Below are 13,290 nucleotides of genomic sequence, written 5' to 3' on the forward strand. Positions count from 1 at the left end.
CCTTAGTACGAGAGGACCGGGATGGACGCACCGCTGGTGTACCAGTTGTTCCGCCAGGAGCACCGCTGGGTAGCCAAGTGCGGGAGGGATAAGCGCTGAAAGCATCTAAGCGCGAAGCCCGCCTCAAGATGAGATTTCCCAGTACGTAAGACCCCTGGAAGAACACCAGGTAGATAGGCTCGGGGTGGAAGCGCGGCAACGCGTGGAGCTGACGAGTACTAATCGGTCGAGGGCTTATCCTAAGACACGTAAGGGCGCATTCGTTTCGTATCCGGTTATCAAGGCGCAAGGCCTTGAACATTCGGTCCGGTGGTGATGGCGGAGGGGTTCCACGCGTACCCATCCCGAACACGACCGTTAAGCCCTCCAGCGCCAATGGTACTTGGACCGCAGGGTCCTGGGAGAGTAGGACGCTGCCGGGCCGGATAAGCAGAAGAGAAGCATCTCCGCTTGGGGGTGCTTCTTTTTTTTGCGGGCCGACAGGCCCGCTATTCGATGAGTCGGAGGGAGAATAATGGCCGCCCTTACGACGAATAGCGGATCCTGGGTCCGTTGGCACTCGGTTGTCTGATTCGATATAGCAGAGAAGCGGCCGATCCTTGGGACGACCTAAACGAGGGTGGTCATTGAGCCAGGTTGATGATCATTAACCTCATCATCCATTAGTTTGGTTAATAAATAAACTAACTTTATGCCATAAAACAAGCCATACATACGAACCGGGACCTATGCAGCGCGGAACGAGATCGGGTATGATGAGGATAAAAAAGATGAGGTGCTCCCATGCTCATCCGTCAATTGAAGCAAGAAGAGTTCGACGAGCGCATCGCGTTGTCGGAATTCGCTTTTCAGTACAAGCTGCCCGAAGACCGGCGGGAGGAAGAGAGACGCTATTTCCGCCCGGAGCGGGTCTGGGGAGTTTTCGACGACCGGGACCGTCTGCTCTCCGCGCTGACGCTGCTACCTTTGGAGATTTACATAGAGGGGCGCGTCATGCGGATGGGCGGACTGGCGGGCGTCGCTTCCTGGCCGGAGGCGAGAAGAGGCGGCAACGTAACGAAGCTGCTCGTTCGCGCGCTCGAGGAGATGCGCGAGCAGGGGCAGACGATCAGCATGCTGCACCCGTTCCAATTTGCTTTTTACCGGAAATACGGCTGGGAATTCACGATCGAGCGCAAGCGCTACGAGATCGACATGGCGCTGCTGGTCAAGCGGAAGGAGACCGCGGGACGGATCGAGCGTGTTCCGGCGGAGGCCGGGAATCTCGAGGCGATTTATAACCGGTTCGCTTCGCGTTATAACGGAACCTTGGTCCGATCGGAAGAATGGTGGCGGCGGCGAATTTTCTCCAAGAAGGGAACGGCCGCGGTCTGGCGCAATACGAACGGAATCCCCGAAGGGTATATATACTATGTAGTGGAGAACCGCTTGCTGACCATTTACGATTGGGCTTGCGTCGGCGAGGAGTCGCGGGCGGCCCTGTGGAGCTTCATCGCCAACCACGATTCGATGGCGGACCGGATCGAGCTGGTGGCGCCGACGGACGACTCGCTGTCGTTCCTCATGCCGAATCCCCGGTTCAAGCAGGAGATCGTTCCTTATTTTATGTCCCGAATCGTGGACCTGGAAGCTTTGGCCTCGTTGTATCCGTTTCGGCCGGGCGACCGGGAGGAACAGCTTGTGCTCGAAGTCCGGGACGAATATGCGCCGTGGAACGACGGAAGGTTCCGGCTCGTGTTCGGGGAAGACGGCGCGGGGCGCGTCGCGGAAGCGAACAGGAAGGGCGGCTCAGCGACAGCCCTGTCCGGCGGGGAGCCCGATATCAGCTGCGACATCCGGACGCTGACCGCCATGCTGCTCGGCAATCGCCGGCCGGAATGGCTCCGCGAAGTCGGCCTGCTGGCCGGCAGCGCCGAAGCCGTCTCGCTGCTCGAAAGGCGAATTCCCGTTCGCCCGTCGTTTTTGGCGGACTTCTTCTAAATTTTCATCGCAAGGAGGGCGCTTCTGCATAAAGGCAGAGCGCCTTTTCCATACTAGGGGTGGCAGGCAAGACGGCCGTTCGGCAGTTGTATGCAGAACTTTTACAATACCCTCTTGGCAATATCGGCGAGAATGATTATAATGAGTGTAAAGTCAAAGAAAGTCAAAGTCAGAATCGTGCTCCCGAAAGGAGGTTAGCGATGCGGAACATCTCGGATCTGATCGAGCAATACTTGAAGCAATTGATCCAGAACAGCTCGGGAGGAGCCGTCGAGATTCAGCGCAGCGATCTGGCCGAAAGGTTCTCCTGCGTGCCTTCGCAGATCAATTATGTGATCAGCACAAGGTTTACGCTCGAGAAAGGCTACTTTGTGGAGAGCAAACGGGGCGGCGGCGGATACATTCGCATCCAGCGCGTCGATTTGCCGTCTCTGGAAGCGGTGCATCGCCACATCCAGCAGACGGTCGGCGAGCAGATCGACCAGACGACTGCCGAAGGCCTAATCTACCAGTTGGAGGAAGCAAGGTTCCTGTCGCTGCGCGAAGCCAACCTGATGAGGGCGGCGGTATCGCGGGACGCCCTGCAGCTGAAGCTGCCGTTAAGGGACGAAGTACGAGCCAAGCTGCTGAAGTCCATGCTCGTCGCCCTGTTGGCAAGGTAGACCAAACGGGGTAAGGAAGGAAAGGGAGGTGCAGGAGATGCAGTGTCAGGAATGCGGCAAAAGACCGGCGACGCTACACTTCACGAAAATTGTAAACGGGGAGAAAACGGAGCTGCATATTTGCGAATCCTGCGCCCGCGAGAGAGGCGAGCTTATTCCCGGCACGACAAGCGGGTTTTCCATACACAATCTTCTCTCCGGACTGCTGGATTTCGAGCCCGCCGGCTCCGGCGCCAAACAGCCCGCTCTCCGATGCGACATGTGCGGCATGACGTATTCCCAATTCAGCAAAATGGGACGCTTCGGTTGCAGCCATTGCTACAAGCAGTTCGCCGACAGGCTCGATCCGCTGCTCAAGCGGGTGCACGGGAATACGGTCCATGTAGGCAAGGTGCCGAGGCGGGCCGGCGGCCGTGTCCGAACGAAGCGGGAGATCGACAAACTGAAGAAAGAAATGCAAAGCCGCATCGAACGCGAGGATTTCGAAGCGGCCGCGAAAATTCGGGACCGCATTCGCGATCTCGAGAAGGAAATCGGCATGTAGCGCCCGGCGCTGCGAACGATTTTCGACATGCGTGAAAGGAGGATGACCGTTATGGCCAAACCGGAGTTCGCCGAGCAGGCGCTTAGCCCGTGGATGAAGAAGGAAGGTCCGGATCGCGACGTCGTGCTGAGCAGCCGCATTCGGATCGCCCGCAATTTGCGAAGCTATCCGTTCCCGATGCTCGCGACGCCGAGCCAATCCGCCGATGTGATGGAGCAACTGCTGTCCGTCGCCGAGACCGGGAGGCTGAACGGCCTCGGCCAGCCCGCGACTTACCGCCTGTCCGAACTGACCGAGCTGGAGAAGCTGGTTCTGGTGGAGAAGCACCTGATCAGTCCGGCGCTGGCGGGAGAATCGCGGAACGGCGCGCTGATTCTCGGGCGGAACGAAGATATCAGCATCATGATCAACGAGGAAGATCATCTTCGCATCCAATGCCTGTATCCGGGCTTCCAAATTCGCGAAGCCTGGGAATACGCAAGCAAGGTCGACGATATCTTCGAAGAAAGCGTCGATTACGCCTTTGACGAGAAATACGGATATTTGACGAGCTGTCCGACCAACGTCGGCACCGGCATTCGCGCCTCGGTCATGATGCATCTGCCCGCTCTCGTAATTACCGGCCAAATCAACCGCATTCTGTCGGCGGTTACGCAAGTCGGGCTGGCGGTGAGGGGGCTATACGGCGAAGGCAGCGAGGCGACGGGCAACCTGTTCCAAATCTCGAATCAGATTACGCTCGGCCAATCGGAGACCGAAATTCTCGACAACCTCCATTCGGTCGCCCGGCAGATGATCGGCCACGAGAAGGCGGCCAGGGACCGCCTGTTGGCGGAATCCCGCGCCCGCATCGAAGACCGGGTGCGGCGCTCTTACGGCATTCTGTCGTACGCCTCGATCATCGATTCCAAGGAAGCCGCCCAACGGTTGTCCGACGTGCGGCTGGGCGTCAATCTCGGGCTTCTGCCGGAGGTCGAGCTGGACGTGCTGAACGAGCTGATCGTCTCGACGCAGCCGGGCTTCCTGCAGCAGAAATTCGGCGAAGCGCTCAATCCGGAACAGCGGGATATGACGAGAGCGCAAATCATTCGCTCGCGACTGGCAACGAAAGCTTAAATGTTCTATTCTTAACTTACAGGGGAGGTGTTGTCTCATGATGTTCGGAAGATTCACCGAACGCGCGCAGAAGGTGCTCGCGCTGGCTCAGGAAGAAGCGGTGCGGCTGGGACACAACAATATTGGTACGGAGCATATCTTACTCGGTTTGATTCGCGAAGGAGAAAGCATTGCCGCCAAAGCCTTGATCGCCCTGGGACTCGGCCTCGAGAAAATCCAGGACGAAGTTGAATCGCTCATCGGCCGCGGCCAGGAGCAGCCGACCAATATCGCCTACACCCCGCGCGCCAAGAAGGTCATCGAGCTGTCGATGGACGAAGCGCGCAAGCTCGGACATACGTATGTCGGTACGGAGCACATTTTGCTCGGCCTCATTCGCGAAGGCGAAGGCGTCGCGGCCCGTGTGCTCAACAACCTCGGCATCAGCCTCAACAAGGCTCGCCAGCAAGTATTGCAGCTGCTTGGCAGCAGCGAGAGCGTGTCGCAGAACCACGGTCCTTCCTCCAACGTCAGCACGCCGACGCTGGACAGCTTGGCCCGCGATTTGACGGCCAGCGCCCGCGACAATCATATCGATCCGGTTATCGGGCGGCAGAAGGAGATCGAGCGCGTCATTCAAGTGCTCTCCCGCCGCACGAAGAACAATCCGGTGCTGATCGGCGAACCCGGCGTCGGGAAGACGGCGATCGCGGAAGGGCTCGCGCAGAAGATCGTCAACAACGAAATTCCGGAGACGCTTCGCGACAAGCGGGTTATGACGCTGGATATGGGCTCGGTCGTCGCCGGCACGAAGTACCGCGGCGAGTTCGAAGACCGTCTCAAAAAAATTATGGATGAGATTCGCCAAGCGGGCAACGTCATTCTGTTCATCGACGAACTGCATACGCTGATCGGCGCGGGCGGAGCGGAAGGCGCGATCGACGCCTCCAACATCCTGAAGCCGGCGCTGGCGCGCGGCGAGTTGCAGTGCATCGGCGCCACGACGCTGGACGAATACCGCAAATATATCGAGAAGGACGCCGCGCTGGAGCGCCGGTTCCAACCGATTACCGTCGATCAGCCCACGCCCGAAGAAGCGATTCAAATTCTTCACGGGCTGCGCGACCGCTACGAAGCCCATCACCGGGTGAAAATTACGGACGAATCGATCGAAGCGGCGGTTCGCCTGTCCGACCGCTACATTACCGACCGGTTCCTCCCGGACAAGGCGATCGACTTGATCGACGAAGCCAGCTCCAAGGTTCGCCTTCGTTCCTACACGGTTCCGCCGAATCTGAAGCAATTGGAGCAGCGTCTGGAGGATATCCGCAAGGAGAAGGACGCTTCGGTCCAAAGCCAGGAATTCGAGAAAGCCGCCGCGCTTCGCGATACCGAACAGAAGATTCGCGAGGAGCTGGAGGCGACCAAGAATCAGTGGAAGGAAAAACAAGGCCGCACCGATTCGGAAGTGACGCCGGAGGATATCGCCCAGGTCGTCGCCAGCTGGACCGGCATTCCGGTCAGCAAGCTGGCCGAGGAAGAGACGGAACGGCTGCTCAAGATGGAAGACATTCTGCATGACCGCGTCATCGGGCAGGAAGAAGCCGTCAAGGCGGTCGCCCGCGCCGTCCGCCGTTCCCGCGCCGGCCTCAAGGATCCGAAACGGCCGATCGGCTCGTTCATCTTCCTCGGCCCGACGGGCGTCGGCAAGACGGAGCTCGCCAGGGCGCTCGCCGAAGCGATGTTTGGCGACGAGAACGCGGTCATCCGGATCGACATGTCGGAGTACATGGAGAAGCATTCGACTTCCCGTCTCGTCGGGGCGCCTCCGGGATATGTCGGATACGATGAAGGCGGCCAATTGACCGAGAAAGTGCGCCGCAAGCCATATTCGGTCGTGCTGCTCGACGAGATCGAGAAGGCGCATCCGGAAGTGTTCAACGTGCTGCTGCAAGTGCTCGAAGACGGCCGTCTGACCGACTCGAAGGGCCGCACGGTCGACTTCCGCAATACGCTGATCATCATGACCTCGAACGTGGGCGCCGACCAGATCAAGCGGAATTCGACGCTCGGCTTTACCGCCGCGCAAGACGCGGGACGCGACTACAACGTCATGAAGGAGAAGGTGCTGGCGGAGCTCAAGAAATCGTTCCGTCCAGAGTTCCTGAACCGGATCGACGAGATCATCGTGTTCCATCCGCTGGAGGAGAAGCATATCGCCCAGATCGTCACGCTGATGGCCGACGACCTGCGCAAGCGGCTCAAGGATCAAGACGTGCAGTTCGAGCTGACGGAAGCGGCCAAGAACTTCCTCGCGAAGGAAGGCTACGACCCGCAGTACGGGGCGCGTCCGCTGCGCCGCGCGATTCAGAAGCATATCGAGGACCGGCTGTCCGAAGAGATGCTTCTCGGCAAAATCCACAAAGGCGACAAACTCGTCATCGACGAAAAGGAAGGCGAGTTGGTCGTCAAAACGAAGGACGAAGTCGGCACGACGCCGTAATCCCGTCCATCCGCAAGGGCTTCCCCGAAGCAGCGCCGCTGCGCCGGGGAAGCCCTCTTTTATTGAGGCAGGCGGCCGGAAGGCGACTCACCAACCGGCGGGGACGGCCATACCTTATAGCAACGTCTAGCGGGAGAATTCCCCTGGACCGGAGCGGGGCGCACCCGCGCCCATCGGAATGGAGGGTACCGCATGTACCGGCCTCGTCGGCCTTTTCCCTGGAAGCAGCCGATCGTCCTTCTGCTCAGCGGACTCGGTGTCGTGCTGGCCTTATTGGTGCTGAGCAAAATTCTGTTTGTCCTGTTCTACCTGACGGGCGGCGTCCTGTTGATCGCGGTTATTCTGTGGCTGCTGTTGCGCTGGTGGTGGTAACGGGAAGAAGCGAGAAGAAGCGTTGCGCAACGTCAGGCGCGAGCGCGAGCAATCGCCAAGAGGCGCTCGCGGGAGATCCGCATTCGGGCCTTTTGTCGGAGGCGGCATTTGCGGCGGTCAACTTTATGGTCAATAATTTCTACTCGGACGTGGCGACCCTTGTCCCGAGAAGCTTCGACGCCGCGCTTCCCTGGTTCCCGGAGCAATCGATCGATGTCCTTCATATCGACGGGTTTCATACCTATGAGGCAGTCAAACACGATTACGAAAGCTGGTTCCCGAAGCTGGCGCCTAATGGAATCGTGCTGTTCCACGACATCGCGGAGAGAGGGAACGATTTCGGCGTGTACCGGCTATGGGAGGAGCTCCGGGCGCACCCACATTTTGAATTTGTCCACAGCCACGGTCTCGGAGTCGTTTTTCCCAAAGGATGCCCGGACTCGTTCCGCAGCGTCATCGCGAGCAGCGAGGATCTGAGAAAAGTGTATGAAATGCTTGCGCAGGCCGAATAACATCGCAAATCTGTGAAATTAGGTCTGGAAGGCGACTGCCGCTCGGTGGAGCAGTTTTTTATTTTACATAAGAGGAACCCGATGTAGGGCTTTTCGGGGGTTTTACCCCGGTGAGCGAACATGGTACACTTTGGGTAACCCTCTCTCAAGGAGAACGTTCATGGCCAAGGTCAAAGTCAAATATGTGTGCACCGATTGCGGGACCGAATCGCCCAAATGGATGGGGAAGTGCCCGGGCTGCGGCGCATGGAATACGATGGCGGAGGAAGCGGAGACGACGTTCAAGGCGCCTGTCGGGCGCGGGGAACGGCTTCGGGCGAAAGAAAAGGCCAAATCCATCATAGATATAGAGAGTGGTCGCGAACCCCGGGTTCCGACCGGATTAAACGAATTAAACCGGGTGCTGGGCGGCGGCCTCGTCCCGGGCTCGCTTCTGCTGGTCGGCGGAGATCCGGGCATCGGGAAGTCTACGCTTCTTCTGCAGACGTCGCATGCTTTGACGTCCCAGGGGCTGAAGGTGCTGTACGTCTCCGGCGAGGAGTCCGTCCGCCAGACGAAGCTGCGGGCCGACCGTCTCGGCGCGCTGAGCGACAAGCTGTACGTGCTGTGCGAGACGAATCTCGATCTGATCGAAGAGGCGATCGCGGACGTGGAGCCCGACTTCCTCGTCATCGATTCGATTCAGACCGTCTACCGGCCGGACGTCGCCTCGGCTCCCGGCAGCGTGGCGCAGGTGCGGGAATGCACCGGGCAGTTCATGCGCATCGCCAAAGTGAACGGCGTGGCGACGGTGCTCGTCGGACACGTCACGAAGGAAGGCGCGATCGCGGGACCAAGGCTGCTCGAGCATATGGTCGATTGCGTGCTCTATTTCGAAGGGGAGCGCCATCATTCGTATAGGCTGCTGAGAGCGGTCAAAAACCGCTTCGGCTCCACCAACGAGATCGGCATATTCGATATGTCGGAGGACGGGCTGCGGGAAGTGCTCAACCCGTCGGAGCTTTTCCTCTCGGAGAGGCCGCTCGGCGTATCCGGCTCGACCGTCGTCGCCAGCATGGAAGGCTCGCGCCCGGTGCTGGTCGAGCTTCAGGCGCTGGTGGCGCCGACGCATTTCCCGTCGCCGAGAAGGATGTCTTCCGGCCTGGACCACCAACGCATCTCGCTCGTCATCGCGGTGCTGGAGAAGCGGATGGGCATGTTTATGCAAAATCAGGACGCCTACGTGAACGTGGCGGGAGGGGTCAAGCTCGACGAGCCCGCAGCCGATCTGGCGGCGGCGGTCAGCATCGCGTCGAGCTTTCGCGATTTGCCGACAAAGCCTTACGACGTCGTCTTCGGCGAAGTCGGCTTGACCGGGGAGGTGCGGGCCGTCTCCCGCGCGGAGACAAGGGTCAAGGAAGCGCTGAAGCTGGGCTTCAAGCGCGTCATCTTGCCGGAGCAAAGCATCAAAGGATGGCAGCCGCCCGCAGGCATCGAGCTGATCGCCGTCAGAACGGTAGCGGACGCGCTGCGCGCAGCGTTGGAATAGGGGGTGCCGAAGAGACATGAAAGAGAACAAGGAGAAGGAGCAACAGCAGCAACAAACGATGAACCAGCTGCTGCAGATGGTGGCGCCGGGAACGCCGTTTCGCGACGGGCTGGAGAACGTGCTGCGCGCCAAGACGGGCGCGCTCATCGTCGTCGGATGCTCGCCCGAAGTGATGGCCGTTGTAGACGGGGGCTTTTCCATCGACTGCGATTTCAGCCCTAATTATTTATACGAGCTGGCCAAGATGGACGGGGCCATCATTCTGAGCGAAGACGCCAAGCGTATCCTGTACGCCAACACGCAGCTCATCCCGGATTCGTCGATCGCTTCGTCGGAGACGGGCATTCGCCACCGGACGGCCGAACGGGTGGCCAAGCAGACCGGGAAGCTGGTCGTCTCCATCTCGCAGCGGCGCAACGTCATCACGCTGTATCAGGGGCATCTGCGGTACGCGCTTAAGGAAATGGGCGTCATCCTGACGAAGGCCAACCAGGCGATTCAGACGCTGGAGAAATACCGGGCGGTCTACACGCAAGCGCTCACCAATCTGTCCGCGCTGGAGTTCGAAGAGCTGGTGACGATGCACGAAGTGGCTTACGTCATTCAACGGGCCGAGATGGTGCTCCGGATCAAGATGGAGATCAACCGGTACGTGCTGGAGCTGGGCAACGAGGGCCGGCTCATCAACATGCAGATGGTGGAGCTGGTCGGCACGGCGGAAGAAGAGGCGAGACTGCTGCTCAAGGACTACGCCCGCGACGCCAGCGACGAGAAAATCCGCGAGATTCAGGCGACGCTGAAGAAGCTGACTTCCGAGGAGCTGCTGGATACGGCGCATCTCATTCGGGTGCTCGGCTACGCCTCGATCAACTCGGTGGCCGAAGACGGGTTCCTGCCGAGAGGTTACCGGATGCTGAGCAAAATTCCGCGGCTGCCGAGCGTGATCATTCACAACCTCGTGGAACGGTTCGGAGCTCTCCCGCACATTATGATGGCTTCGATCGAGGAGCTCGACGAAGTCGACGGCATTGGGGAGGTTCGGGCCCGCTCGATCAAGGAAGGGCTCAAGCGGATTCAGGAGCAGGTGTTTATTGACAGACAGATTTAACGGGTCTACAATTGGGAAATGGCGTTGGAACGATGCCGGACGCGGCCGACCTTTATTCACGATTCGGAGTTGGACCGTTTCACGCTTATGCCTGTGTGAATCGTCTCCGCAAAGCTTCTTCGGCATTCTTGGACGCCGAAGTCGTTTTTACTTGGGCTCGGAACCGAACGGAGCGTAGAATTTCGGATCCTATGGGCATAGTAAAGTCGAGGTGAACAAATGATCACGAAATCGATACCGAGCTTGTTTACGGTAGGCAATCTGTTTCTCGGCGTTCTCTCCATCATCTTGGCGTTCAACGATCGGGCAAACGGAGCTGCTCTCTTGGTGATCATCGCAATGCTGCTGGACGGGGTGGACGGAAGGGTTGCCCGCGCGCTCAACGCGCAGAGCGAATTCGGCAAGGAGCTCGATTCGCTGTCCGACGTAATCTCCTTCGGCGTGGCTCCTGCTTTTATTATGTACCAAGCCGCATTCACCGACGTCAATCCCGCGCTGGCGTGGATCGTGACGGCGATTTTTCCGATTTGCGGGGCGCTTCGACTGGCCAGGTTCAACGTCATCGAAGGCGTTCCGGGATACTTCATCGGATTGCCGATTCCCGCGGCGGGCGGCGTGCTGGCCACGCTCGCGCTGTTCAACCGCGATCTGAACGTTTACTTGCTTCTGCTTAGCACGCTGGCGCTGTCGTATTTGATGGTGAGCAGCATCAAATATCCCAACTTCAAGAAGCTCGGGCTGCCGCGCACCGCCGTATGGGTCGTTCCCGTCGTCGTCGCGGCCGCAGTCGTTCTCGCCTTCCTGTTCCCGAGAGCGATTCCGAAGTTCATTCTGGCCTTGCTGCTCGTGTACGCGTTGTGGGGCCTAAAAAAAAACGTTGAACGTTTAATGCCGAGACGCCGCCGCCGCAAGCGGCCCGGCAAGGATGAGCACGCGCACTCCGAGCATAGCGCCTAAAACCGCGAAGAAGCATCGGTTCTTCTCCCGAGACGGGAGGGACCGATGCTTCTTCGCTTGTAGGCCGGCTCGTGCCCTTGTCGAGGCTCCGCAGACTTCCGTGTTCGCCCGGCTACGGCAGCTTCACCACCATTCGCAGCGTATGCCGGTCGGGATGAGAGCGCTCGGCTTCGACGCCGAGCGGCCCGAGGATGGACAACAGCGGAACCATCCATGTCCCCTTCCGGAGCTGCGGCGCGGCAACCAGCGCGAGCTCGCCGTCCGACGCCCAAGCGGTCGCCTCTCCCGAACGAAGAACGAGCTCGCGTCCGTCCCGGCGGAGCGTCAGCGTCTTGTCGGCCGCGCTCCAGACCGCCTCTCCTCCGATCGCGGCGGCCGCTTCCTTGGCCGGCACGAGCAGCTCCTCCGCGCTCGGCGCCGAGAGGGAAGCGAACTTCAGCTTACGCGTCCGATCCCCCTCCCGCAGTTCGACCTCCGCCCGCATCGCCCGGTTGTCCGCCGTTACAACGAGCGAGTCCAACTGCTCTTCCAACCGCCTGCCGAACGAAGCCGCGTTGTCCGCGGTCATCCGGTAATTCGGATCGTCGCGTCCGATGCTCTCGGCGATCCACGTATTGACGTCCTGCGTGTGATGGGACAAGTCCTTGTACAGATCTAAATCGAACGTCCAATCGGCTTCCGCCTGGAAGTTGTACACTTTCGTGTTGGGCAGCTTGTTCAACTGCTCGAACATCCACACGCTCATCTCGAGCTGGTTCCGGTAACGGGCTTCGTTCGTCCGTCTCCACACCTCTTGCCGCAGAATGCTGTAGGGCGGGTAAAAATAAATAAATTCAACCTCGGGATACCGCTTTGCGAGCGACAGCACGTTCGTCTCGAAGCTTCGCTGGATCACCTCAAGCGGCTCCTCGTTCAACCCGAAATACTGCTCCTGCCGGCTGGCGATCCGGTAGGCGTTCACGACGTGAACGGCGCCGAATTTGCCGTCGGCGTTCCAGTTGTACAGATGCTCGAGGTCGCGGTTCGCCCCCGAAGTCCGGAGCCGGACGATGTCCTTCAGCATCATCTCGTAGACGGAAACGTTGAACCAATAGCGGTAATCGTTCAGCCAATTATCGTCGTAGAGATAGTCCGGGAAGTCCTGCGCCAGTGCCGCATCCTGCGTTTTGAAGGCGAAATAATCGAGCCCCCACAGCACGCGCTTCACTTTGCCGGTCTTGAGGGCCAGTTCCGCGATTTTGCGCTGCTCGTCTGCCAGCGAGCCTTGCATCGACAGCTTCATCGTCTTGCCCTTCAGCGCCTTGTCCACGACGGACGGCAGGAAGTTCTCCGTCATCGACGTGCCGATGATAATCGTGTCGTAATCGTAATTTTTGGCCAGTCCCGGGTTTTGATAGCGTTCTTCGGTGGAGAAGACCGGAGGAAGCAGGGAGGCCTTGCGGTAAAACTGAAGCGGGTCGAGCACGAACGTCGTCAGGCAAAGGCCAAGCGCGACAAGCAGGGCGAACGCGGCGAACAGCAGCACCATGCGCCGGCCGGCCGCCGCCTTGCTCCGGCTGCGGACCGAAGCCGGATAGGGCAAGCTGCCGCGCGGACGCATCATTCCAAGAGACGTGTTCAAGGATGGAGTCCCCTCCGAAGTTGGCTTAATGGCTTGATTGGCTGGATCTAGAAGTCCGGTGAAAAAGTCCGCCAAGCAGGCTTTTACCACGGTTTTGTCGAATTATACAGTAACACGACCATTGAAAGAGTGATTGAGCATGAAAGCAAGTAAGTCGTCGACCATCCAGCCTCAGTTGTTCCAATTCATCGACATGGATGAACTCGTGCCGAAAAAGCACATTTTGCGCCAGTTGAACGAAGCTATCGATTTCTCTATGGTCTATGATTGGGTGGCACCACTGTATACGGAGAGTACTGGGCGTCCCGCTGCCGATCCGGAGCGGATCGTCCGACTGACGTTGCTTTCGTATCTGTTCAACCACTCCGAACGGGAACTGTATCAACTACTGCCCATGCATGCGGGCTA

General features: G+C 59.2%; 12 protein-coding genes and 2 rRNA genes. 13 read left to right on the forward strand and 1 reads right to left on the reverse strand.

The window, feature by feature from the left end; all coding sequences use genetic code 11:
* The 12 genes from G485_RS0116085 to pssA form a co-directional block, all read left to right on the forward strand.
* Positions 1-242: ribosomal RNA gene (locus G485_RS0116085) — 23S ribosomal RNA — on the forward strand; the annotation flags it as partial.
* A 63-nt stretch (positions 243-305) separates the two neighbouring features.
* Positions 306-422: ribosomal RNA gene (rrf, locus tag G485_RS0116090) — 5S ribosomal RNA — on the forward strand.
* 361 nt (positions 423-783) lie between these two features.
* Complete coding sequence (locus tag G485_RS0116095; RefSeq protein ID WP_027093379.1) at positions 784-1,980, forward strand: GNAT family N-acetyltransferase; 1,197 nt, start codon at positions 784-786, stop codon at positions 1,978-1,980.
* Between the two features lie 200 nt (positions 1,981-2,180).
* Entirely contained in the window at positions 2,181-2,642 is a 462-nt protein-coding gene (locus tag G485_RS0116100) for a CtsR family transcriptional regulator (RefSeq protein ID WP_027093380.1), read from the forward strand.
* Between the two features lie 37 nt (positions 2,643-2,679).
* A complete protein-coding gene (locus tag G485_RS0116105) occupies positions 2,680-3,186 on the forward strand; it encodes a protein-arginine kinase activator protein McsA (protein ID WP_027093381.1) in 507 nt (168 codons plus the stop codon).
* 51 nt (positions 3,187-3,237) lie between these two features.
* On the forward strand, positions 3,238-4,302 hold the full coding sequence (locus tag G485_RS0116110; protein WP_027093382.1) for a protein arginine kinase: 1,065 nt from the start codon (positions 3,238-3,240) through the stop codon (positions 4,300-4,302).
* A 37-nt stretch (positions 4,303-4,339) separates the two neighbouring features.
* Positions 4,340-6,784, forward strand: a complete 2,445-nt coding sequence (gene clpC / locus G485_RS0116115; protein ID WP_027093383.1) for an ATP-dependent protease ATP-binding subunit ClpC — start codon at positions 4,340-4,342, stop codon at positions 6,782-6,784.
* A 192-nt stretch (positions 6,785-6,976) separates the two neighbouring features.
* Positions 6,977-7,156: a hypothetical protein gene (locus tag G485_RS30995; RefSeq protein ID WP_027093384.1), complete on the forward strand. Its 180-nt coding sequence runs from the start codon at positions 6,977-6,979 to the stop codon at positions 7,154-7,156.
* Positions 7,129-7,668: a class I SAM-dependent methyltransferase gene (locus G485_RS29260; RefSeq protein ID WP_240489172.1), complete on the forward strand. Its 540-nt coding sequence runs from the start codon at positions 7,129-7,131 to the stop codon at positions 7,666-7,668. The genes G485_RS30995 and G485_RS29260 overlap by 28 nt, the downstream gene beginning before the upstream one ends.
* Before the next feature lie 160 nt (positions 7,669-7,828).
* Positions 7,829-9,196 carry a DNA repair protein RadA gene (radA, locus tag G485_RS0116130; protein ID WP_027093385.1) on the forward strand — a complete coding sequence of 456 codons (1,368 nt, stop codon included), beginning with the start codon at positions 7,829-7,831 and terminating at the stop codon, positions 9,194-9,196.
* A 16-nt stretch (positions 9,197-9,212) separates the two neighbouring features.
* A complete protein-coding gene (gene disA, locus G485_RS0116135) occupies positions 9,213-10,304 on the forward strand; it encodes a DNA integrity scanning diadenylate cyclase DisA (protein WP_051318342.1) in 1,092 nt (363 codons plus the stop codon).
* Positions 10,305-10,523: 219 nt separating this feature from the next.
* A complete protein-coding gene (gene pssA, locus G485_RS0116140; protein ID WP_027093387.1) occupies positions 10,524-11,261 on the forward strand; it encodes a CDP-diacylglycerol--serine O-phosphatidyltransferase in 738 nt (245 codons plus the stop codon).
* Positions 11,262-11,373: 112 nt separating this feature from the next.
* Here pssA and G485_RS0116145 read toward each other — a convergent pair whose 3' ends face one another.
* Positions 11,374-12,882: a stalk domain-containing protein gene (locus G485_RS0116145; protein ID WP_156922399.1), complete on the reverse strand. Its 1,509-nt coding sequence runs from the start codon at positions 12,880-12,882 to the stop codon at positions 11,374-11,376.
* A gap of 139 nt (positions 12,883-13,021) precedes the next feature.
* Between G485_RS0116145 and G485_RS0116150 the strand changes: the two genes are divergently transcribed.
* Positions 13,022-13,290 (forward strand): transposase (locus G485_RS0116150; RefSeq protein ID WP_027093389.1); only part of this gene is annotated, 269 nt, incomplete at its 3' end.

The organism is Cohnella thermotolerans DSM 17683 (assembly GCF_000429825.1).
GTDB classification, from domain to species: domain Bacteria; phylum Bacillota; class Bacilli; order Paenibacillales; family Paenibacillaceae; genus Cohnella; species Cohnella thermotolerans.